The sequence below is a fragment of the Bradyrhizobium shewense genome (assembly GCF_900094605.1).
In the GTDB taxonomy this organism is placed as follows: Bacteria; Pseudomonadota; Alphaproteobacteria; order Rhizobiales; family Xanthobacteraceae; genus Bradyrhizobium; species Bradyrhizobium shewense.
On sequence record NZ_FMAI01000004.1, the window covers coordinates 23,620 to 44,465 of the forward strand.

Sequence of the window (20,846 nt, forward strand, 5' to 3'; positions counted from 1 at the left end):
CATGCCGGACACGGTCCTCGTCCTCAACTCGGGATCGTCGAGCATCAAGTTTGGCCTGTTCGAGATCTCGGCTGTTGAACCCAGCCTGCTCTGCAAGGGGCTGCTCGACGAGCACGAGGCAAAGCCCCGGCTGGTGGTGAAGAGCCCCGCGGGCGAAGACCTGTTCGAGACGCGGACAGAGGCGCCGGACGCCGACGGCGGCCATCTGTTCGCCGATGTGCTCGCCTTCATCGAGGACCGGTTCGGCGAACATCATCTGCATCTGCGCGCCGTCGGCCATCGCATCGTTCATGGCGGGCCGGACTATTCAGGCCCGGTCGCGCTGACGGACGACGTCGTCGCGAAGCTGGAGGCATTGACGCCGCTGGCGCCGCTGCACCAGCCGCGGTGCCTCGCGCCAATTCGCGCGCTCGCGGCGATCCGGCCAGCGCTGAGGCAGATCGCGTGCCTCGATACGGCGTTCCATCACGGCCTGGCGCCGCCGGCGAGCCGCTTCGCCATTCCGAGGCGCTACGAGGAACGAGGCGTGCGACGCTACGGATTTCACGGCCTCTCCTTCGAATATGTCGCAGGACGCCTCGCCGAGATTGCGCCGGAGCTCGTCGCCAAGCGTACCGTCATCGCGCATCTCGGCAACGGCGCCAGCCTGTGCGCGTTGCGCAACGGCCGCAGCGTCGACACCACCATGGGACTGACGCCGCTCGACGGCCTCGTGATGGGCACACGCTGCGGCACGATCGATCCCGGCGTGCTGCTCTATCTGCAACAACACGAAAAGATGTCGATCGAGGATGTCCAGCACCTGCTCTATCATCAGTCGGGCCTCTTCGGCGTCTCCGGCATCTCCGCGGACATGCGCACGCTGCTTGCGAGCGGCGAGATTGCCGCGCGAGACGCGGTCGATCTCTTCACCTTACGCGCGGCGCAGCAGGTCGCGATGATGGCGACCACGCTTGGCGGCCTCGATTGTCTGGTCTTCACCGGCGGCATCGGCGAGCACGCCAAGGAGATCCGCAGCGCGATCGGCGAACGTCTCGGCTGGCTCGGCGTGCGCATCGACGCGGCGGCGAACGAGGAGGCACGTGAGCGGATCAGCGCTGGCGACAGTGCGGCGGAGGTGTTCGTCATTCCGACGAACGAGGAACTGGCGATCGCGCGCCACTGTGCAGCGGTGCTGCGAACGATGAGGAATCCAGCCAACTAGAGCGAGATGCGATATACGATTGGCCGCCGCCCCCTCCCGCTGCCACCTTGCATTATGCCATCATAGGGCCTGCGATTCGCTAGGAGATTGCGGGAAGCCACCGATGTTGACCGATATTTTTGCTCATCGTTACGCACAGCCCATCATGTGGGAAACATTTTTCGAGCAGCAGCGCCGCCTCCTCGTGCAAGGTTACCAGCTGTTGAATGACCTTTGCCCCTATTTTGTGGATGGCAAAACGGACAAATATGGGAAGGACTTTTGGACGCGGATACACGATTTGCTTGCGCGAGAGCTTGGACTGAAGGAGCTATCTCCGCAGTTCTGGGGCTTCTACAACAAGCAAGATCAATGGCAGAGCGGTCGTTACAATACGGCGCAGATGTGCGAGACGTGGATGTTGACACCTTTCGACGGCAAGATATCCGCTGATCGCTTCGTCAAGGAGCGCCTCAGCTTAGTCGAAATTGGTTTCCGTGAGCATGAGAATTTCGTAGCGGGACTGAACGCTAAACTTGTAGGCAGCATTGCAGCCGCTGAGCAGCTCGACCAGTTCCGCATAGGCGGCCTCCGGATACCCGGCAGCAGCGCCAATGGGGTGCGAGCGGCAAACGCCACTATGAATGCTAAATTTCAGATGGCAGTTAGTGAGCTGAATGCCCGCTTTCGCCAAGCGGAGTGCCAATTGCACTACCATAACGGCTACATTCAAGTCTCTGAGGATCAAACGATCGCGCAGGAAGTTGAGACACCTTTCTGGAAGCTTGTGGCAGAGGCGAAATGGCACAACGTCGACCACGATATGAAGGAGGCCATCGATCTGCGCGATACGGGCGGCCGCGACCCTGCCCTCTATGCAGCCCGTTCACTGGAAAGCACCATCAAGATCATTTCAGACGAAAAGCAGCTGACCACAGGCAAAGAAAAAGGCGCTGCCAACTATATTGATAACCTGATGGGCGCGAAATTCACCGAAGTCTGGGAGATGGAGGCCCTAAAGCACTTCTTTGCGAAGGTCCGCAATCCATTTGGGCACGGCCCTGGCGCAGCGCCGATGCCGGGCCTTACTGACGAGCAAACCAACTGGGCCATTGAGAATGCAATGATCTGGATTAAGAGCCTTATTCGCAGGATGTGACCGAGAGCCAACCTCATCGGTGTCGAAGTTGAAGAGAAGTTCTACGGCCCCGATGAATAGGAGCCGCCCCGGCATTAGTCGATATTGCAAACTCACATGGTTTTATCCAGAAGTCGTTGTTCGGTTCGAATTTCCCATTGGGATCTAAAAGTTCGAGTCCATCTCATTGGGAAGCCAGGCGGTGCGGGTCAGCCGTGAGGATATGACTGGCGCTCTCTTCGGTAGAGGCACGGCAAGCTGAGCCACTACGCCGTTCACAGCCGAGCATGCGGAGGCAGACCCCTCGCCCCAGTGAGCCTGCGTCCACCAGCGGTGTTGCCCTCTCCACAAGGGGAGAGAGGGCACAGCAGTGCGCATCTCGCCCGTAGGCCGACAGCTAATGCGTCCCAGTCAGGATCTGAAAACACCCGATCGCGACCTCGATCACGATCAGCACCACGACCGCGATCTCCAGGCGGAGCGAGCGCTGGGTGTCGATGATGTCGGTCAGCGCGTTGGCGGTCTCCGACACCGCGGTGAGCTTGCGCTCGAGCGTGTCGAGGCGTTCTTTCAGCTCGTACTCGTCCTCGAGGCGGGAATAGAGCCGGTCGAGCTCGGGCTTCTCCCAGAGCACGTCGGGCTTCTCGGCGATCGCGACGCGCCCGGCGACGCGCTGCTGCACCAGCAGTGCATTGCCGATCAGTTGCAGGATGCCCTTGCGACGGCGCGGCGTGCGGCCGTGTTCGGCGAGCTCCCGCGCAAACGGCTCGATCACATCGAAGACCGCGGCGACGCGGCGCTCATCGCGCGCCAGCGACGTGCTTTTGGCGAGCGCGTCCGCAACCAGCAGCAGCCGGTCGTCGGAGAACTTTGCGAGGCAGATCGGCCCGCCCGGCTGGATCGCTTCAGTGCTTTCATCCTTACAGAGCTGTGCCTGCGCAATCTCTTCCTCATACGGGCTGAGCTCGCCGATCACCCGCGGCTTCAGGCTGTCGATCAGCACTTTCTCCTCGGAAGGAAGCAGCCCGATCAGCACCACGACGCCGTAGCGGAAGATCACGGCAAGGCCGGCATGGACGCGGAAGGCGGCGGGCGTCGACGAGACCAGCGTGCCGATCTCGAGACCGGCGGCGTTGATGCGGTCGCCCAGCATCAGCGCGCGGATCCGCAAGGTCGGCACTGCCTCCGGCTTCGGCGATGTCGACGCCGTGCCAACAGCGAGTTGATCGGCGTTCACAGGAAGCCTCCGCCGGCGCCAAAGTCACACATTTCCCGTTCGAACCTTTCTTGCAGGGCGCCCCGTCCCTGCAGGAGCCGGCTACCCGTGCGCCGCGCAATGTCGCCGTAAAACTCCGGATTAATACCCCCGGGACGAGCTTGAGCCGAAACATTCGGCAACGTTGCCAACCCGCGCGCGACACATTTGGCTGCGAGGACTGGCTGCAGTTTACCATCGCACGCCGAAGCGCGGCCGGAAAGTTGCACTCGGCAACGCCACGTGTTTATGACAACATCATAACAAGCTACGCTTCTCCCGAAGTGCAGACATTGAAGCCTCAATCATGCTGAGCGTCATCATTCCGACCGAAGGCGTCGAGCAGACCGCGGTGGCGACTCTGGCCGCGCTGGTCCCCGGGGCCGCCGCCGGCGTCATCCGCGAGGTGCTTCTGGTCGACGGCACCCGCAACGGCGTCATCGAGCGGGTTGCCGACGTCGCAGGCTGCCGTTTCGTCGGCTTCGAGGGATCCTCGCAAGGCGCCGCGCTCGCGGCCGGCGCGCTCCAGGCCCGCTCGCCGTGGCTGATGTTCCTGCCCGCAGGCGCCGTGCTCGAAACCGGCTGGATCGAGGAAACCACCCAGTTCATCCAAGCCGTCGCGACCAGCGGACGGGACCGTGCTGCCGTGTTCCGCTATGCCCGCTCGCCTTACGCCGATACCGGATTGCGCGACATCCTCCGGGCCGTGGTGCGCAGGGTGATCGGCCCGCTCGGCGATCAGGGCCTTTTGATTGCGCGTGATCACTACGACCGGATCGGCGGCTACCCGCCGCAGGCCCGCCGGTCCGAGGCACGGCTGCTCCGCCGGCTCGGCCGTTCGTCCCGGACCGTGCTGCGCAGCCAGATCGTCATGGTCGGCTGAAGTCACCTGATACTTGCCAAAGTCAAATAATTATTTGACAATGGCAAATATCGAGGTGCCGTCATGCCATCAAGCTCTTCCCCATCAGCCCTTGCGATCGAACAGGTCGCCGACGATCGCATCGCGGCGGTCCGCGCCTTCAACCGCTTCTATACCCGCAAGCTCGGTGTGCTCGACCAGCATCTTGGAAAGAGTCCGTTCTCGCTCAGCGAGGCCCGCGTGCTCTACGAACTCGCGCATCGCGACGAACTGGCGGCAAAGGAGATCGGGAACGAGCTTGGTCTCGACCCCGGCTATCTCAGCCGCATCGTGCAAAGCTTCGACGAAAAGGGCCTGATCACGCGCAGGCCCCTGCCCGCCGATCGCCGGCAATACCAGCTCAGCCTCACCGCCAAGGGCCGCCAGACCTACGCCAAGCTGAACCTGAGCTCGCAAAACGAGGTCGCCGCAATGCTGGCTCAGCTTTCGGCCAGCAATGCAACGCGGCTCACGCAGGCCATGGCGACCATCGAGGCCGTGCTGGAGCAACGTCGAACCCAGCCTGCGGCCTTCATGCTGCGCAGCCACCGCGTCGGCGACATGGGCTGGGTCATCTCCAAGCAGGCCGCCGCCTATGCCGCGGACTACAACTGGGACATCAGCTACGAAGCGCTGGTCGCCGAGATCTGCGCACAGTTCATCAAGAATTACGATGCCGCGCGCGAACACTGCTGGATCGCGGAAGTGGGCGGCGAGCCGGTCGGCTCGATCTTCCTGGTCAAGGCCACCGACGAGATCGCCAAGCTGCGCCTGTTGCAGGTGGAGAAGAAAGCGCGCGGGCTCGGTGTCGGCCGCGCGCTGGTCGAGCAATGCATCCAGGGTGCACGCGAGCGGGGCTACAGCAGGATGACGCTGTGGACGCAAAGCATCCTGGTCGCCGCACGCGGCATCTATCAAAGTGCAGGCTTCAAGCTCGTGAAGGAAGAAAAGCACCACAGCTTCGGTGCCGATCTGGTCGGCGAGACCTGGGAGCGGGATCTCTGATTTTGCGACGAGCGCGATGCGCATGAATGTGCCCTCGCCCGTTGTGGGAGAGGGCAGCGACGCCGGCAGACACAGGCTCACTTGGGTGAGGGGTGTGTCTCAGCGTATTCCGTGCGGATAGATACCCCTCATCCGGCGCTTCGCGCCACCTTCTCCCACAAGGGGAGAAGGGAGAAAGCAATCACACCGTTGCGCCTTGCGCCTTCGGCCGGCGCAGATGCTCGTCCAGCCGCGGCATGATCTCGACGAAATTGCAGGGGCGCGTGCGGTAGTCGAGCTGAGCGGCCAGGATGCCGTCCCAGCCATCGCGGCAGGCACCGGGGGAGCCTGGCAGGCAGAAGATGTAGGTCGCACCCGCGACGCCGGCGGTGGCGCGGCTCTGGATCGTCGACGTGCCGATCTTGGCGTGGCTCAGCATGTGGAACGCGATGGAAAATCCGTCCATGCGCTTTTCGAACAGCGGTTCGATCGCCTCCGGCGTGACGTCGCGCCCGGTGAAGCCGGTGCCGCCGGTGGTGATGACGACGTCGATGCCGGCATCCGCGATCCAGCGGCGAACGACGGCGCGGATCGCCTCGACATCGTCGGTGACGATCTCGCGGGCGGCGAGGCGATGGCCGGCGGCGGCAAGGCGGTCGGCGAGCGTCTGGCCGGACTTGTCATCCGCGAGCGCGCGGGTGTCGGACACGGTGAGCACCGCGATGTCGAGCGGGATGAACTGTTTTGCTTCGTCGATGGAGGCCATTGCTCGCTCCTATTTCCCCAATCACCGCCGTCATCCTGAGGTGCGCGCCGTGCGGTGCAAGCGCACCGCTCGTCGAGCCTCGAAGGATGGGCCGGGGCCCCGTCCTCCTCCAGGGCTCGCCGAAGAGGCGAGCTCAGGATGACGCCACTACTTCTGAATCCCATGATGCGCAATGGCGCATCATAATTCACGCTGCGCCCGGGGCACGGACGCTTGTGGCAACTACTGCCCGCCGCCGAACGTGTTGCAGGCCTGGACCGTGCCTTGCTGATAGCCGGTCATGAACCACTGCTTGCGTTGCGCGGCCGAGCCGTGGGTGAAGGAGTCAGGCACGACGCGTCCCGTGGCTTGGCGCTGCAGCGTGTCGTCGCCGATCGCGCTCGCCGTGGTCAGCGCGGCGTCGATGTCGCCGGGCTCGAGGAAGTTCGGACGCTTCTTCGACTCGCGATTGACCCAGACGCCGGACAGGCAATCGGCCTGCAATTCGACCTTCACCTGGAGCGCGTTGGCCTCCGCCTTCGAGCCCGCCTGCTGCTGCAGCCGCGTCACGCGCGGAATGATGCCGAGCAGGTTCTGGATGTGATGGCCGGCTTCGTGCGCGATGATGTAGGCGGTGGTGAAATTGCAGGCGGACTTGCCGGAGCAGCCGCGGAAGCGCGTCTCGACCTCACGGAAGAACGAGGTGTCGAGGAAGATGGTGCGATCCGGCGGACAATAGAACGGCCCCATCGCCGACTCTGCCCGGCCGCAGCGGCCGCCATTGGTGACGTTGCGGAACAGCACGACCTTCGGACCGGTGTAGGACTGGCCCGAGGCCTGGAAGATCTCGCTCCAGCGATCGTCGATCTCGCCGAGAATGCCGGAGATCATGCTGCCCATCTCGTCCGTCGGCGCGCCACGCTTGGCGGTCGAGGACGACTGGCGGTCGGTCTGGTAGCTCGGCGCCTGGCCGCCGCCGGTGAGAATCTCGGCGCCGCCGATCAGGATGCGCGGATCGATGCCGAAGGCGTAGCCTACGAGGCCGAGCACGATGATGGTACCGATACCGAGCCCGCCGCCGCCCATGGGCAGGCCGAACCCGCCGCCTCCACCGCCGCCACCACCTTCGTCGCGACGATCCTCGATGTCGTCGCTGCGGCGGAAGTCATCGTAACGCATGGCGGCCTTCCCTTTGGAGTCCCCGATTCCCGGGATCCCTGATTCAGTTTCGTCGGCGCGCAGGAGCGCGAAAGCTCAACGCGCCACACACGTAAAATTTCCGTTGCCTTTATCAATATCGTGGCCGGCAAAAATTGCCTAGTGCGGCAACATGCCGATGCCAGCAATTTTTTCCGAGGGTCGAGCAATTTTTTCCGAGAGAAATTTGGGGCTTTTTTGGCGCCGGGGCTGCTCCCGCAACGCGAAGAATTGCGAAATACACTGCAAAACACGATAAACGCGCGCGACGATCGGCGCGCCGGACGCGATGCGGGGACTGCTCACGAAAGCGGCGGGTTAAGTCGATTTTTACTTTGCCGCTTCAATGTAACGGTCAGTCGGTTGTTTGGTCCCGCGTCGCCGACAGCGTCGCCTGAGTCAGAGTTCTTGAGTCATGGTAGAGTCGCGTCGCGGGGCGTCTGCAAGGGCGCCCCGCACAAATTTTGAGTCCGCCTCGCATCGCATCATTCTCGGTGATTGCGTCGCCGAGATGTCGAAGCTTCAGGCTGGTTCGGTCGATCTCGTGTTCGCCGATCCGCCCTACAATCTCCAGCTCAAGGGCGATCTCAAGCGCCCCGACGAGTCCCATGTCGACGCCGTCGACGACGACTGGGACAAGTTCGATTCGTTCTCCGCCTATGACGATTTCACCCGCGCCTGGCTGCTTGCCGCGCGCCGCGCGATGAAGCCGTCGGCGACGATCTGGGTGATCGGCTCCTATCACAACATCTTCCGCGTCGGCGCGATCATGCAGGACCTCGGCTTCTGGCTCCTGAACGACATCGTCTGGCGCAAGTCGAACCCGATGCCGAATTTCCGCGGCCGCCGCTTCACCAACGCGCACGAGACCATGATCTGGGCCGCGCGCGACGAAAAAGCCAAGGGCTACACGTTCAATTACGAGGTGCTGAAGGCCGCGAACGAGGACGTGCAGGCACGTTCCGACTGGCTGATCCCGCTCTGCACCGGCGAGGAGCGCCTCAAGGGCGCCGACGGCAAGAAGGTGCATCCGACGCAGAAGCCGGAAGGCCTGCTCGCGCGCGTGCTGCTGTCCTCGTCCAAGCCCGGCGATCTCGTGATCGATCCCTTCAACGGCACCGGCACCACCGGCGCGGTCGCAAAACGCCTCGGCCGCTCCTATATCGGCTTCGAGCGCGACAAGACTTATGCGAAGGCCGCGGAGGCCCGAATCGCCAAAGTCGAGCCGCTGCCGGAGGAGAGCCTCGCCCCGTTCATGACCGCGCGCGAAGCGCCGCGGGTCGCGTTCTCCGAGCTGATCGAGCGCGGCATGATCATGCCCGGCACGAAGCTGTTCGACGCCAAGAAGAAGCTCGGCGCGTTGGTGCGTGCCGACGGCGCCATCATGTTTGGCGACAAGGTCGGCTCGATCCACCGCATCGGCGCGGTGGCGCAGGGCGCGCAAGCCTGCAACGGCTGGACCTTCTGGCACGTCGAGACCAAGAAGGGTCTCAAGCTGATCGACGAGCTCCGCGCCGAAATCCGCGCCGGCATGGCGGCGGAGTAGCTTCCCTCCGCTCTCGTAGCGATCTTGTAGGGTGGGCAAAGCGAAGCGTGCCCACGTCCTACCCAATTGACGCGAAGACGTGGGCACGGCGCAAACGCGCCTTTGCCCACCCTACGGCGCCTTGAATGCCGCGCCAGCCGGGATTAAGTTTCCTCGATCAGCCCCGTCCTGACCGGTGGGCCCTATGCGACGACAGTCCGAGACATTGCTGTTGGTGCCGCTGCTGCCGATCTTCCTGCTCGGCATGTTTCCGATGTTCCTGATCGCCCTGCTGGGATTCTTCGGCCTCGCGCTGTTCGGCGTGCTCGTGATCTGCGTCGGGCTCGCCAGCAGCAACGAGGCTCACGACAATTTCAATCACGACGTCATCGTTCACGGCTATGCGCGCGGATCGGAGCGCGCGGCGCGGGCCTCCGACATGCATCTGGCCACGCGGCTCGGGCTGCGGCTGGAAGCGGTCGGCGCCGCGATGGTCATTACGGCGGCAATCGGCCTTTGTTACGCCGGCTGATCTGCGTGGCGCGCAGATACCGCCCGGCAAACTCGCCAGTTGCCCTTCCGCAACGGGTTCAGGCAAGACAGGCGGCGCGGCAATGACGCTGCGTTCGCGCCTTGCAACAAACACTGGGGAGATCGATGCTCAAATTCTATTTCAACGGATCACCGAACCCGACCAAGGTCGCGCTTTATCTGGAGGAGTCCGGCCTGCCCTTCGAGCCGGTGAAGATCGACACCCGCAAGGGCGAGCAGTTCACGGCGGAATTCCTCAAGATCAATCCGAATGCCAAGGTGCCGGCGATCGACGATGGCGGCACCATCGTGTTCGACAGCAACGCCATCCTGCTCTATCTCGCCGAGAAGACCGGCAAGTTCCTGCCCGCCGCGAGCGTGCGCGGCGAGACGCTGTCATGGCTGATGTTCATCGCTACCGGCGTCGGGCCATATTCGGGTCAGGCCGTGCACTTCAAGCATTTTGCGCCGAAGGACCAGAACCACGATTACGCCCATAACCGCTATCAGTACGAGACCGATCGCCACTACAAGATTCTCGACGCTCACCTCAAAGGGCGCAGCTACATGGTCGGCGACAGCTATTCGATCGTCGACATGGCGCTGTGGGGCTGGGCGCGGATGCTGCCATTCAAGCTCGGCGACGACGCCTTTGCGCGCTACCCGAACGTGAAGCGGCTGGTCGACGAGATCTCGGCGCGCCCCGCGGCCGGGCGTGCGATCGCCCTGAAGGACAAGTTCACCTTCAAGGCCGAGATGGACGACGAGGCGCGCGCCAACATGTTCAAGCACATGGCGACCAAGGTCGCCTGATCGCACCGCGCCGCTCTTCGAGGCCACGCGCATGCGCGTGGCCTTTTGCGTTTGGGATTCAGGCGGCGTGGACCGAGTTCAGGAACTTGGCCACTTCGAGCTTGAGGCGGTTGCTGTCGGCCGACAGCGAGCGCGCTGCCGACAGCACCTGCGATGAGGCCGACCCGGTTTCGGAGGCGCCGCGCTGCACGTCGCCGATGTTGGACGACACCCTCTGCGTGCCATGAGCCGCCTGCTGGACGTTGCGGGAAATCTCCTGCGTCGCCGCGCCCTGCTGCTCCACGGCGGCCGCAACCGTCGACGAAATCTCCGACAGCCGCTCGATGGTGCCGCTGATCTCCCTGATGGAGCCGACCGATTCCTCCGTCGCGGCCTGGATGCCCGACACCTGCTGGGCGATCTCGCCGGTGGCCTTCGCAGTCTGCTCGGCGAGCGCCTTGACCTCGGAGGCGACCACGGCAAAGCCGCGGCCGGCTTCACCCGCGCGCGCCGCCTCGATGGTGGCGTTCAGCGCCAGGAGGTTGGTCTGGCCGGCGATGGTGCTGATCAGCTCGACCACGTCGCCGATCCGCGCGGCGGCCTTGGAGAGCGCGCCGACCCGGTCATTGGTCCTGCTCGCCTGACCGACGGCCTCGACCGCGATACGGGCGGATTCCTGCACCTGGCGGGCGATCTCGGACACCGAGGAGGACAGCTCCTCGGTCGCCGAGGCAACCGCCTGCACATTGGCCGAGGCCTCCTGCGAGGCGCTGGCGACCTCCGTCGACAAATCCTGGGCCCGCGAGGCGGTCGTGGTCAAGGTGCCGGCGGAGGCTTCGAGCTCGTTCGATGCCGACGACACGGTGTTCACGATCTCGCCGACCGCCTGCTCGAACTGATCGGCGAGCCTGACCATGTCGGCCTTGCGGCTTTCCTCCTGCCGCGCCTCGACCTCGGTCTGCTCGGCGCGCAGGCGCTCGGTCTCGACCATGTTGTCCCTAAACACCTGGATCGCCTTGGCCATGTCGCCGATCTCGTCGGCCTTGCCGCGTCCGGGGATCTCGACCTCGAGATTGCCGCCCGCGATCAGTCCCATCGCGCGCGTCATCGAGGTCAGGGGACCGACGATGCTGCGGGCGATCAGGAAGGCGACGATGCCGCCGAAGAGGATGGCGAGGCCACCGGCGATCTCCTGAATGGTCGTCGTACCGGCGATCACGGCTTCGGCGGTCGTACGCGATTCCTGGTAGTCCTTCTTCAGGGTCGTTTCCGCGGCCTTGAGCCTGCCGACGCTGTCAACGATGAGGGGCGCGAGGGTTTTGTGGTAGATCTCGTCGGCCTGAAGCATCGCGGCGGATGTCGTCTCGAACGCCGATTTGTAGATTCCGAGCGAGGTCTTTACGGGCGCGAGCGTGGATCGCAATTCCGCTGCCTGCGGGCTCTTTTCGAGAGCCGCGAGCCGTTGCGCCGCCCTATCTACGCTCGCCCTGAAATTCGCGGGTCCCTGCGCGTCGCGCAAGGCCAGGAAACGCCAGTTTGCGACCCGAACAAGGAGGATCCTGGATTCGAGGTCGGCGACGAGGGCCGCGGTGTCTTCGTCGACGGCTGCGCGCGCTGCATCGACCAGCTTGCCCATCTTGACGGCCAGCTCTTCGCCGCTCGGCAGCAACGTGGCCTTGCCCGTTCGCGCCTCGTTGACGGCGTCGCCGAGGTTGTCACGCAGGCGTCGCATCTTGGCAATGTCGTCGATGAGGCCGTTGTAGAGCGCTCGCCGATCCTCCGAGAGCGTCCCCTTGGCGCCGATCCGCAACAGCTCGGTCGCCGCGGTTTCCCGCTCTTGCGCCTCCTTCATCGCGGGCTCGTTGGCGTCGTAGACGTAACGCAGATTGGCCCGCTGGATCGCCTGAAGATGGGTCGATATTTCCAAAACCCGCGCCGTGCTGTCCGAAAGTGCGGATTGTCTCGCGACCTGATCCTGCACCGCCCGCAAATTCCAGACGGCAACCACCGCCATCGCGAGACCGACCGCCACCAAGGCCATGAAGCCTGCGTACAGGCGTCCCCTGATCCGCAAACGAAACTTCGGCATTCCCACTGTCCACCCAGATGTCATTTCACTTCGAGCGGCCGAACAAGTCCGGCAAATCGTCACGACCACCCTGGCAGCCGCGCGTCTTTGCGACCCACGCTGCACCGCGACACAATGGGGGACACTCGTTAATTGAACCTTCAAATTTTTCGCGCGCACCAAAGTGGCGCGCACAATATCTGCTGATTTTATAGCCAGTTGCGTGCGCCCTTGGCGCAAGGCGTGCGACCCATGCAGATAGATACCCGCATGGGCGCCCGGATGCATGCCTGTTACGCGGTGGCCTGCTGCAATTGCCGCCCCGAATCCCTCCCATTCTCTCTCTGTTTTCATTTCCGCCGGAAGGGCTTCTTCAGCTCGTACTCAATCTCCGAACGAGACATCCCGCAGTCCAGAAGCTCCCGCTCGCTCATCGCCACGAGCTGACGGCGCGCCGAAGACCGCTCGCGCCTGATACGGACGATCTTCGCCAGTCTTTGCCAGGCCGACGCGACCATCGCCAACCGTGACGGACGGCGCCGGCTTGCGGACCAGATCATGCTCAAGTCAGTCAGCCCGCGGCTCTGACGCCCCCTTGGGGAAAAGAACCGAGCGCCCGCTCGGTCAGGATCGAGTCGCAGTACTCGCGGATCTCCTTGATCTTGCCGTCCTCGAGACGAAACACCAGGCAGTAGTCATTGTCGTAGCGCACGCCTTCGGGCGTGACGTTGTCGCCCTTGGCCTCCACGACGACCACATCGCCGTCGGCGATGAAGCGGTGCGCGACCGTGCGCGTGCGGTCGCGCAGGCGGGTGCGCACATAGCCGTGCAGATCGTTGAGGATCGACTCCTTGCCTGAGAAGGTGCGCGACCATGAATACTGGCCGGTCACGACCCATTTGGCATCTTCGGCAAGGCTTGCAGCGAACAGGGCGCGATCGCGCGCAGCCGGATCTGGATTGGCGGCGGCGGCGAAAATATCCTGCATCAGTTTCTTGTTGGCGCTCACGTTCATGGCGGCATCTCCGTTTGGTGGGAACGCGGAGATCATCGCCGCAGCATCATAATTCTTCAAATCGATAGAGAATATGATATCTATTCGCCTGATGAATTTGAATTCGCTTGACCTCAACCTGCTGACCGCGCTCGACGCCCTGCTGCGCGAGGCCAGTGTCAGCCGCGCCGCGCTTCGAATGGGCCTGTCGCAGCCGGCGGCCAGCCACGCACTGCAGCGCCTGCGCGACATACTTGGCGATCCGCTGCTGGTGCGCACCGGTGCACGGATGGAGCTGACGCCGCGGGCGCAGGCCTTGCGCGCGCCGCTGGCGCAGGCGCTCGATCAGGTGCGCGGCCTGTTCGTGCCCGATGACTTCGATGCCGCACGCAGCGAGCGGCAATTCCGCCTGATGATGCCGGATCTCGCAGTCGAGCTGCTGATGCCGCCGCTGATGGAGAAAGTGACGCGGGCCGCGCCCAACGTCCGCATCGACATCGTGCCATGGCGGGGATCGGCGATCTTCCACGCCGAGTTCGCCCGCACCATCGACCTCGTGATCTCGATCGGCAACGCCTTCAAGGGCTTTCACCGCCAGCTGCTCTACGTCGACAGCGACGCGCTGGCGGTGCGGCGCGGCCACCCCTTGGCCGCGAAGCTGAAGCGGCGCGAGACGTTCCTGGCCGCGCGCCATGTCGGCGTGATCATCCGAGGCAGCAACGAGGATCTGATCGACACCTGGCTCAGGGCCAAGGGCATCGAGCGGCACATCTCGCTGGTCGTGTCAGGCTATCTCGAAGCGCTGCACGTCGCCGCCCGCACCGATCTCGTCGCCTTCGTGCCACGCCGGCTGATCGCAGCACTGTCGAAACAGCTCGGCCTCGTCGCGGTGACCCCGCCGCTCGACCCCGGGATCGACGAGCAGTTCATGTTCTACCCGACCCGCGCGCAGATGGACCCCGGCTCGATCTGGCTGCGCCGACTGATGCTGGAGACGGGGCGGGAATTGGAGCAAGCCAAGCGCAAGCTCTCGTAGGGTGGGCAAAGCGGAGCGTGCCCACCATTCTGTCGTCTTCGCGGAAAGATGGTGGGCACGGCGCTTTGCGCCTTTGCCCACCCTACAAGAGCCGCGCACTACGCCTTCTGCGCGTCCATCACCTTGCGCACCGCGGGCCTGTCAGACATGCGCTTGAAATGGTCGGCGATCTTCGGGGTTGCGTTGATGTCGACGCTGTCGCCTTCGAGCCAGGTCGAGAGCGTGTAGAGATACGGATCGCAGATCGTGAACTGATCGCCCATCACCCAGGGCCCCCGAAACATCTTCTGCTCGATCAGGGCAAAGCAGGCGGCCATGGTCTTCGGGACCATCGCCTTCATATCGGCGAACGAGCTCTCCTGCGTCGCCCAGCGCGGACCGCGCATCTTGTGGGCATGATTGATGTGCACGGTCGAGCAGAGGTAGGAGTTGAACGACTGCACCTGGGCGAAGTCGAAGGGATCATCGAGCGGCGCGAGCTTTGCCTTGGGGAAGGTCTGCGCGAGATAGGCCAGCATCGCCGGCGTCTCGGTGAGGACGCCGCGATCGGTCACCAGCGCCGGCACGCGGCCCTTCGGGTTGATCTTGAGATAGTCCGGGCTGTTCTGCTGGTTGTCCTTGAAGCTCAGCCGTTCAGCCGCGTAGTCGGCGCCGGCCTCCTCCAGGGTGATGTAGGTGGCGAGCGCGCAGGTGCCGGTGGCGTAGTAGAGCTTGAGCATGTCGGGCCTCATGGGAAAGCCCGAGGTTAACGGCCCTCCGCCGCCCCGTCCATAGGGACCTCTTCGCAGTTGCCCACGGCCGCCCGGCCGTGCGAAGACGCCGTCAATCGGAGGGGGATTTTGTCATGACCGTACTCATCGCCGGTGGCGGTATCGGCGGGCTGACGCTTGCGCTCAGCCTGCACCAGATCGGCGTTCCCGCAAAAGTGTTCGAGAGCGTCGCGGAACTGAAGCCGCTCGGCGTCGGCATCAACGTGCTGCCGCATGCGGTGCGCGAGCTGATCGAGCTCGGGCTGATGGACAGACTGGACGCCAGCGGGGTGCGGACGCGCGAACTCGCCTATTTCTCCAAGCACGGCAAGCCGATCTGGAGCGAGCCGCGCGGGCTGGAGGCCGGCTACAAATGGCCGCAATTCTCGATCCATCGCGGCACGCTGCAACAGCTCCTGCTCGACACCGCGATCGAGCGGCTCGGCCGTGACAACATCCTCACCAGCCACCATCTGACCGGCTGGAGCGAGACGGCAGACGGCGTGCGCGCCGACTTCATCGATCGGGCGACCGGCAAGGCCGCCGGGAGTTACGACGGCGCGATCCTGATCGCCGCCGACGGCATTCATTCCGCCGCGCGCGAAAAGCTCTATCCCAATGAAGGTCCGCCGATCTGGAACGGCCGCATCCTCTGGCGCGGCGTCACGCCTTCCAAGGCCTTCCTGACTGGCCGCACCATGATCATGGCCGGTCACGAGATCCTCAAATTCGTCTGCTATCCGATCAGCAAGGCGCCGGACGCCGCGGGCAACCATCTGATCAATTGGGTCGCCGAGCGCCACATGCCACCGACCTATCAATGGCGGCGCGAGGACTATAATCGCACCGCGCGGCTGGAAGAGTTTCTGCCCTGGTTCGAGAGCTGGCAGTTCGACTGGCTCGATGTGCCCGGCCTGATCAAGAACTGCCCGCACGCCTACGAATATCCGCTGGTCGACCGCGATCCGGTCTCGCAATGGACCTTCGGCAAGGTCACGCTGATGGGCGATGCCGCGCATCCGATGTACCCGATCGGCTCGAACGGCGCCTCGCAGGCAATCCTCGATGCCCGCACCATCACCCGCGAGATTCTCGCGCATGGACCGACGACCGCGGCGCTGCTCGCCTATGAGGCCGAGCGCCGGTCCGCGACCACCGACCTCGTCCTGCTCAATCGCAAGAACGGACCCGAGCAGGTCATGCAACTGGTCGAGGAGCGCGCGCCCGACGGCTTTGAGGTCGTCACCGACGTGCTGTCGCAGAAGGAACTGGAAGACATCGCCGCCAACTACAAGCGCGTTGCGGGCTTCCAGGTCGAGGCGCTGAACGCGAAGCCGCCGATCGTCAGTGGAGATGCGAAGCGCGCGAGCGCCTGAAGGCGGGGCGGTAAGAGTTGTCCAACCGCCCCGCGTCCGTCACGGCCCATCAATAACCATACTGTCCGGAACACACCCAGTTGCCGTAGGCATCGTAGCAACGGTTGTTGTAGTAGCCGTATGCACCTGCCGCCGCCGCTCCGACTCCTACTGCCGCGGCTCCGTATGCGGCTCCCCGGTAGACGCCTCTACGCGCCGCAGTACGTGCTACGGGGTACCCTGCTATCGGCCGGGAGACGTGAGCGCGGCCGTAGCGACCAGCGTGAACGGCACCGCCTCTGTAGTGCGCGCCTCCTCCATGAAATCCCCCTCCCCGATAGGCGCCACCTCCTCCGCGGCCGCCGCGGGCGAGTGCGTCATCGGGAACAAGGCTTGCGCCGACAAGAACGGCTGCGGCCAAGCCAACCAGAGCATATCGAAACATGGGCGTCCTCCCGTCATTGGAGTGCCGGTTCTATCCGCAGGGTGATGCCGTCAACGGGACAGGCACTTGCCCCATCATTTGGCGCGCCCTGCATGTCCAATTGACCTAGATCAACGCCTGCCTGTTTCAAAGACCCGGAATGGTCCAGCGCTTTCAGGCCGAGGCTGAAGACCATGAGCGGCCGCAACCGCCCGCTGGTGCGCTTCGATCTAAGCCACATCCTTGGATGCGAGAGAAATTTGTCCATTCGATAGACGCGAATAACCGAGGCTGCGATCATGAAGTTCCGGGCGGGGTTGCTTGCGGCGGCCATCTTGCTGGCCGAAATACACGTAAGTCATGCGGCGATACGGATCGCCGGCGATCGTGGCGGGCTAATCGACACCTATGTTGACAGATATGAACGCCTGCGCACTTCCGGAGAGACCGTCATCATCGATGGACTTTGTGCCTCATCGTGCACCATCGTTCTCGGCGCAGTTGGCGCTGACAAAATCTGTGTGACCTCGAAGGCCGCTCTCGGCTTCCACGCTGCTTGGGATTTCGGTCGGAAAGGAAGGACGATTACCGACCCTGACGCCACCAATTACCTATACTCCATGTATCCCGCGCCGGTGCAGCGTTGGATCGCGGCGCGCGGCGGGTTGAGGCCGCAACTCATCTTGCTGCGCGGCAAAGCACTTCAGGCGCTGTATAAGCCTTGCGCGCAGCACTCCGCGAGACGGCCCCGACGGTAACGACTACCGCACCACCCTCGCCGCTTCCAGCAACCGCTCGGTCGCGCTTGCCGTTGCCAGCACCGTGCCGTTCTCCGCCATCAGCTTGGCCTCGACGAACGCAATCGTCTTGCCGAGCTGCGTCACCTTCGCCTCCCCGATGATCGGACCGGGCTTGGCGGGGCTGAGGAAATTCACGGTCATGCTGATGGTGGTGGTATAGAGCCGGCCCTCGCTCATCACCAGCACCGCCGGGCCCATGGTGTCGTCGAGCATGGCCGAGAGCATGCCGCCCTGGATGAAGCCGGCCGGATTGCAGAAATTCCGGCTTACCCTCGAAGCCGAGCTGGATCCAGCCCTCCTCGGGGCGGGCATCGAGCAGGCGCCATCCCAACAGCTCCGCACAGGGTGGCCTTGGAAAATTGTCGAGCGCGGTCTTGACCATTGGCAGCCTCCGTTTCGCATCCCGATAGCGTAGCGCTGCTGCCAGCGTGCTGTCAGGAGGACGAGCCCGCTGAAAGGTTGAGCGCGTGCGCGATCACCTTGCGCATGACATTGGGCAGCGCCTCGTCCGCAAGGGTGGCGACCGGCACCCAGCGCATGCCCTCGGGCGCATGGGTGCGGGCTGCGGCCTTCGCCGTGTAGACCACCAGTTCCAGCGGAAAATGCGTGAAGACGTGGGTGACGACGCCCATTTTGCGCTGCCAGCGCGACAGCCCCTTCAGCGCCGGCGCCTGCAATTTCGCCGCCGCGTCGTCCTGGCCGGCGAGCCAGTCCGAGCCAGGCACTTCGGTCATGCCGCCGAGCAGGCCCTTTTCGGGCCGGCTGCGGACCAGCAGCTCCTCGCCGCGTGTGACGACGAAGGCCGCTCCGCGCCGCAACGTTCCGCTCTTCTTCGGCGCCTTGCGCGGAAAGGTCTCCTGCTTGCCCTGGAGGCGCGCCGTGCAATCCTCGTTCAGCGGACACAACGAGCAAGCCGGTTTTTTCGGCGTGCAGATCGAGGCGCCTAGATCCATCAGCGCCTGCGCGCTGTCGCCGGCGCGGGAGTTTGCAAGCAGCGTCGCCGCCAATTGCTGAATCAGAGGTTTCGCCTGCGGGAGTTCATCTTCAACTGCAAAGAGCCGCGACACCACGCGCTCGATATTGCCGTCGACCGGCATGGTGTGGCGATCGAAGGCGATCGCCGCGATCGCCGCCGCCGTGTACGGCCCGATGCCCGGTAGCGCACGCAGCCCCTCCTCGGTGTCGGGAAAGATGCCGCCATGCTCGCGCGTCACCGCGACCGCGCAGGCGTACAGGTTACGCGCGCGCGAGTAATAGCCGAGCCCGGCCCACATCCGCAGCACATCATCCTGCGAGGCCCGTCCGAGCGCAGTGACATCCGGCCAGCGCGCTACGAATTTTTCGAAATAGGGCCCGACCGCCTTCACCGTGGTCTGCTGCAGCATGATCTCCGACAGCCAGACGCGGTATGGGTCCGACGTCTCGCCGGGCGCGGCCCGCCACGGCAACCTGCGCCGGTGGCGGTCGTACCAAGCGAGCAACGCCACCGGCCGCGACGAGGTCTCCGGCTGACTGGGTTCCGATTTCGCCTTCAGCGCGGATTTAGGGCTCATGCTCCCACTGTAGCGGTGTGACACCAATCTCTCTACGTCATGCCCGCGCTCGTCGCGGGCATCCACGCCTTTCTTCGCGGGAGAACGTGGATGGCCGGGACATAGGCGAGCGGAAGCGACGCCGTCCTTCGGTCGGCTATGCCCGGCCATGACGACGAAGTCTCTGCGGCCGGCGCGTCAGAGTGCTATAAGGACCCATGTCCAAATTCCCTCCCAAACCCGGTCCCATCAGCGCCAAGCCGCTGGGCATCCTGCTCAACGACGTCTTTGCCGAGGCCTATGCCAAGCAGGGCTTTGCGGCGCGCGAGTTGGTGACGCGGTGGGCGCAGATTGCAGGTCCCGAGATCGCGGCCCATGCCGAGCCGCTGAAGATGCAATGGCCCCGCCCGGTGGAGGGCCAGCCGCAGGAGCCGGCGACCCTGGTGCTGCGGGTCGAGGGGCCGATGGCGCTGGAGATCCAGCATTCCGCCGACATCATCCTGGAGCGCGTCAACCGTTTCTTCGGCTGGAGCGCGGTCGGCAAGCTCGCCTTCCGCCAGGCTCCGCTGTCGCGCGCGCGCCGGCCGGTGCGGCCCGGCCCGCCCGATCCCAAATCGGTGGCCAAGGTGGCGGAGAGCCTTGGTGACATCGAAGATGAACAACTGAAGACGGCGCTGGCGCGGCTGGGGGCCGCCATCAAGCGAAATTGAGCCTTATTTCGCGGTCAATCTGGACCCGTCTCTACCGCTCGCCATTGCCTCAAGCTACGTTTCAAGCTAGCGACAGGCCGCCCGGGCGGGAACTTCATAGACCCTGGGGCGACATTTTTGCCAATTCGGGAGCCGACCTTGATCATCACCCGCCGCGCCTTCACCACGATGCTGTCGCTGACCGGGCTTGCCGCGGTCGCCGGGTTCTCGCCGCTGCGGCTCATCTCCGACGCCATGGCGCAGTCGGCTGCCGACGTCGCCAAGCCCGTGTCGCTGCCCGACATGGCGCTCGGGCCCAACGATGCCGCCGTCACCATCACCGAATACGCCTCGATGACCTGCCCCCACTGCGCCGCCTTCAACGAGCAGGTGTTCCCGAAGATCAAGAAGGAATACATCGACACCGGCAAGGTGAAGTACATCTTCCGCGAGTTCCCGCTCGACATCAAAGCCGCCGCCGGCTCGATGCTGTCGCGCTGCATCGCCAATGGTGATGGGCCGAAATACTTCGCCGTCACCGACATGCTGTTCCGGCAGCAGAACGACTGGGTGGTGAAGAACACCACCGAGACCCTGACGCGGATCGGCAAGCAGGCCGGTCTCACCCAGCAGCAGGTCGAAGCCTGCCTGAAGGACCAGGCGCTGCTCGACAAGATCGCCGCCGACCAGAAATATGCCAGCGACGTTCTGAAGGTGGATTCGACGCCGACCTTCTTCATCAACGGCGAGAAGATCAAGGGCGAGGCCTCGTTCGAGGAATTCGCCAAGAAGATCAATCCGCTGTTGAAGAGCTGATTCGCACGCCCCAATTCTGATTCGCATCTCGAAAGCCGTATCTTTCCCGGCATAAATCCCTTGGGAAAAGCGGCTTTCGCCGGTTGCCCTCGCGGCGCACCGCGGCCATTGTCCAGCCGCATGAGGCGCCTC

General features: G+C 64.1%; 21 protein-coding genes and 1 pseudogene. 12 read left to right on the forward strand and 10 right to left on the reverse strand.

The features are described 5' to 3' along the window. The first annotated feature begins 1 nt into the window (after position 1). Positions 2–1,204 carry an acetate/propionate family kinase gene (locus GA0061098_RS09290; protein WP_091956060.1) on the forward strand — a complete coding sequence of 401 codons (1,203 nt, stop codon included), beginning with the start codon at positions 2–4 and terminating at the stop codon, positions 1,202–1,204. Between the two features lie 103 nt (positions 1,205–1,307). Further along, positions 1,308–2,342 carry an AbiJ-NTD4 domain-containing protein gene (locus GA0061098_RS09295; protein ID WP_091956061.1) on the forward strand — a complete coding sequence of 345 codons (1,035 nt, stop codon included), beginning with the start codon at positions 1,308–1,310 and terminating at the stop codon, positions 2,340–2,342. Between the two features lie 376 nt (positions 2,343–2,718). On the opposite strand, the gene GA0061098_RS09300 is transcribed toward GA0061098_RS09295, so the two are convergent. After that, positions 2,719–3,558 (reverse strand): RMD1 family protein, encoded by an 840-nt coding sequence (locus GA0061098_RS09300; RefSeq protein ID WP_091956062.1) that lies wholly within the window; start codon positions 3,556–3,558, stop codon positions 2,719–2,721. A 325-nt stretch (positions 3,559–3,883) separates the two neighbouring features. On the opposite strand from GA0061098_RS09300, the gene GA0061098_RS09305 reads away from it, so the two are divergent. Continuing rightward, positions 3,884–4,459: a glycosyltransferase family protein gene (locus GA0061098_RS09305; RefSeq protein WP_028141674.1), complete on the forward strand. Its 576-nt coding sequence runs from the start codon at positions 3,884–3,886 to the stop codon at positions 4,457–4,459. A 63-nt stretch (positions 4,460–4,522) separates the two neighbouring features. Beyond that, positions 4,523–5,482 (forward strand): bifunctional helix-turn-helix transcriptional regulator/GNAT family N-acetyltransferase, encoded by a 960-nt coding sequence (locus tag GA0061098_RS09310; RefSeq protein ID WP_091956063.1) that lies wholly within the window; start codon positions 4,523–4,525, stop codon positions 5,480–5,482. Between the two features lie 181 nt (positions 5,483–5,663). On the opposite strand, the gene moaB is transcribed toward GA0061098_RS09310, so the two are convergent. After that, positions 5,664–6,227, reverse strand: a complete 564-nt coding sequence (gene moaB / locus GA0061098_RS09315) for a molybdenum cofactor biosynthesis protein B (RefSeq protein ID WP_091956064.1) — start codon at positions 6,225–6,227, stop codon at positions 5,664–5,666. A gap of 222 nt (positions 6,228–6,449) precedes the next feature. Further along, positions 6,450–7,385: a KPN_02809 family neutral zinc metallopeptidase gene (ypfJ, locus tag GA0061098_RS09320; protein ID WP_091956065.1), complete on the reverse strand. Its 936-nt coding sequence runs from the start codon at positions 7,383–7,385 to the stop codon at positions 6,450–6,452. A gap of 433 nt (positions 7,386–7,818) precedes the next feature. Between ypfJ and GA0061098_RS09325 the strand changes: the two genes are divergently transcribed. From GA0061098_RS09325 to GA0061098_RS09335, 3 genes are all read left to right on the forward strand, one after another. Then, positions 7,819–8,949, forward strand: coding sequence for a site-specific DNA-methyltransferase (locus GA0061098_RS09325; protein ID WP_091956066.1), 1,131 nt, complete (start codon positions 7,819–7,821; stop codon positions 8,947–8,949). Positions 8,950–9,133: 184 nt separating this feature from the next. After that, positions 9,134–9,460, forward strand: coding sequence for a hypothetical protein (locus GA0061098_RS09330; protein ID WP_018323332.1), 327 nt, complete (start codon positions 9,134–9,136; stop codon positions 9,458–9,460). A gap of 125 nt (positions 9,461–9,585) precedes the next feature. Continuing rightward, positions 9,586–10,272, forward strand: coding sequence for a glutathione S-transferase family protein (locus GA0061098_RS09335; RefSeq protein WP_091956067.1), 687 nt, complete (start codon positions 9,586–9,588; stop codon positions 10,270–10,272). Between the two features lie 58 nt (positions 10,273–10,330). Here GA0061098_RS09335 and GA0061098_RS09340 read toward each other — a convergent pair whose 3' ends face one another. The 3 genes from GA0061098_RS09340 to GA0061098_RS09350 all read right to left on the reverse strand — a co-directional run bounded on the left by GA0061098_RS09340 (position 10,331) and on the right by GA0061098_RS09350 (position 13,334). Further along, complete coding sequence (locus tag GA0061098_RS09340) at positions 10,331–12,340, reverse strand: methyl-accepting chemotaxis protein (protein WP_165637260.1); 2,010 nt, start codon at positions 12,338–12,340, stop codon at positions 10,331–10,333. Between the two features lie 329 nt (positions 12,341–12,669). Next, the gene (locus GA0061098_RS09345) at positions 12,670–12,879 is read right to left on the reverse strand and encodes a DUF1127 domain-containing protein (protein ID WP_245323220.1); all 210 of its coding nucleotides are present in this window, start codon (positions 12,877–12,879) and stop codon (positions 12,670–12,672) included. A gap of 11 nt (positions 12,880–12,890) precedes the next feature. Beyond that, on the reverse strand, positions 12,891–13,334 hold the full coding sequence (locus tag GA0061098_RS09350; RefSeq protein WP_165637261.1) for a nuclear transport factor 2 family protein: 444 nt from the start codon (positions 13,332–13,334) through the stop codon (positions 12,891–12,893). 91 nt (positions 13,335–13,425) lie between these two features. Between GA0061098_RS09350 and GA0061098_RS09355 the strand changes: the two genes are divergently transcribed. Beyond that, the gene (locus GA0061098_RS09355) at positions 13,426–14,349 is read left to right on the forward strand and encodes a LysR family transcriptional regulator (RefSeq protein ID WP_091956070.1); all 924 of its coding nucleotides are present in this window, start codon (positions 13,426–13,428) and stop codon (positions 14,347–14,349) included. Positions 14,350–14,447: 98 nt separating this feature from the next. Here GA0061098_RS09355 and GA0061098_RS09360 read toward each other — a convergent pair whose 3' ends face one another. Beyond that, a complete protein-coding gene (locus GA0061098_RS09360; RefSeq protein WP_091956347.1) occupies positions 14,448–15,068 on the reverse strand; it encodes a glutathione S-transferase family protein in 621 nt (206 codons plus the stop codon). A 125-nt stretch (positions 15,069–15,193) separates the two neighbouring features. On the opposite strand from GA0061098_RS09360, the gene GA0061098_RS09365 reads away from it, so the two are divergent. After that, complete coding sequence (locus GA0061098_RS09365) at positions 15,194–16,474, forward strand: flavin-dependent oxidoreductase (RefSeq protein WP_091956071.1); 1,281 nt, start codon at positions 15,194–15,196, stop codon at positions 16,472–16,474. A 437-nt stretch (positions 16,475–16,911) separates the two neighbouring features. Here the strand turns inward: GA0061098_RS09365 and GA0061098_RS09375 are convergent, their stop codons facing one another. Next, a complete protein-coding gene (locus tag GA0061098_RS09375) occupies positions 16,912–17,178 on the reverse strand; it encodes a hypothetical protein (RefSeq protein WP_091956073.1) in 267 nt (88 codons plus the stop codon). On the opposite strand from GA0061098_RS09375, the gene GA0061098_RS09380 reads away from it, so the two are divergent. Beyond that, positions 17,177–17,635: a hypothetical protein gene (locus GA0061098_RS09380; protein WP_091956074.1), complete on the forward strand. Its 459-nt coding sequence runs from the start codon at positions 17,177–17,179 to the stop codon at positions 17,633–17,635. The two genes, GA0061098_RS09375 and GA0061098_RS09380, sit on opposite strands and share 2 nt — an antisense overlap. Positions 17,636–17,638: 3 nt before the next feature. Here the strand turns inward: GA0061098_RS09380 and GA0061098_RS09385 are convergent. Next, positions 17,639–18,059 (reverse strand): annotated as a pseudogene (locus GA0061098_RS09385) (PaaI family thioesterase). A 52-nt stretch (positions 18,060–18,111) separates the two neighbouring features. After that, on the reverse strand, positions 18,112–19,230 hold the full coding sequence (gene mutY / locus GA0061098_RS09390; protein WP_091956075.1) for an A/G-specific adenine glycosylase: 1,119 nt from the start codon (positions 19,228–19,230) through the stop codon (positions 18,112–18,114). Positions 19,231–19,427: 197 nt separating this feature from the next. Between mutY and GA0061098_RS09395 the strand changes: the two genes are divergently transcribed. After that, positions 19,428–19,919, forward strand: a complete 492-nt coding sequence (locus GA0061098_RS09395; protein ID WP_091956076.1) for a DUF721 domain-containing protein — start codon at positions 19,428–19,430, stop codon at positions 19,917–19,919. Between the two features lie 138 nt (positions 19,920–20,057). Next, positions 20,058–20,714 (forward strand): DsbA family protein, encoded by a 657-nt coding sequence (locus GA0061098_RS09400; protein WP_091956077.1) that lies wholly within the window; start codon positions 20,058–20,060, stop codon positions 20,712–20,714. Positions 20,715–20,846: the final 132 nt, after the last annotated feature.

Coding starts and splice junctions, on each gene's coding strand:
- GA0061098_RS09335 (WP_091956067.1), top strand. CDS start 9,586: ATGCTCAAATTCTATTTCAACGGATCACCGAACCCGACCAAGGTCGCG.
- GA0061098_RS09360 (WP_091956347.1), bottom strand. CDS start 15,068: ATGCTCAAGCTCTACTACGCCACCGGCACCTGCGCGCTCGCCACCTAC.
- GA0061098_RS09345 (WP_245323220.1), bottom strand. CDS start 12,879: ATGATCTGGTCCGCAAGCCGGCGCCGTCCGTCACGGTTGGCGATGGTC.
- moaB (WP_091956064.1), bottom strand. CDS start 6,227: ATGGCCTCCATCGACGAAGCAAAACAGTTCATCCCGCTCGACATCGCG.
- GA0061098_RS09380 (WP_091956074.1), top strand. CDS start 17,177: ATGAAGTTCCGGGCGGGGTTGCTTGCGGCGGCCATCTTGCTGGCCGAA.
- mutY (WP_091956075.1), bottom strand. CDS start 19,230: ATGAGCCCTAAATCCGCGCTGAAGGCGAAATCGGAACCCAGTCAGCCG.
- GA0061098_RS09395 (WP_091956076.1), top strand. CDS start 19,428: ATGTCCAAATTCCCTCCCAAACCCGGTCCCATCAGCGCCAAGCCGCTG.
- GA0061098_RS09290 (WP_091956060.1), top strand. CDS start 2: ATGCCGGACACGGTCCTCGTCCTCAACTCGGGATCGTCGAGCATCAAG.
- GA0061098_RS09350 (WP_165637261.1), bottom strand. CDS start 13,334: ATGAACGTGAGCGCCAACAAGAAACTGATGCAGGATATTTTCGCCGCC.
- GA0061098_RS09330 (WP_018323332.1), top strand. CDS start 9,134: ATGCGACGACAGTCCGAGACATTGCTGTTGGTGCCGCTGCTGCCGATC.
- GA0061098_RS09295 (WP_091956061.1), top strand. CDS start 1,308: ATGTTGACCGATATTTTTGCTCATCGTTACGCACAGCCCATCATGTGG.
- GA0061098_RS09310 (WP_091956063.1), top strand. CDS start 4,523: ATGCCATCAAGCTCTTCCCCATCAGCCCTTGCGATCGAACAGGTCGCC.
- GA0061098_RS09340 (WP_165637260.1), bottom strand. CDS start 12,340: ATGCCGAAGTTTCGTTTGCGGATCAGGGGACGCCTGTACGCAGGCTTC.
- GA0061098_RS09305 (WP_028141674.1), top strand. CDS start 3,884: ATGCTGAGCGTCATCATTCCGACCGAAGGCGTCGAGCAGACCGCGGTG.
- ypfJ (WP_091956065.1), bottom strand. CDS start 7,385: ATGCGTTACGATGACTTCCGCCGCAGCGACGACATCGAGGATCGTCGC.
- GA0061098_RS09365 (WP_091956071.1), top strand. CDS start 15,194: ATGACCGTACTCATCGCCGGTGGCGGTATCGGCGGGCTGACGCTTGCG.
- GA0061098_RS09355 (WP_091956070.1), top strand. CDS start 13,426: ATGAATTTGAATTCGCTTGACCTCAACCTGCTGACCGCGCTCGACGCC.
- GA0061098_RS09325 (WP_091956066.1), top strand. CDS start 7,819: ATGGTAGAGTCGCGTCGCGGGGCGTCTGCAAGGGCGCCCCGCACAAAT.
- GA0061098_RS09375 (WP_091956073.1), bottom strand. CDS start 17,178: ATGATCGCAGCCTCGGTTATTCGCGTCTATCGAATGGACAAATTTCTC.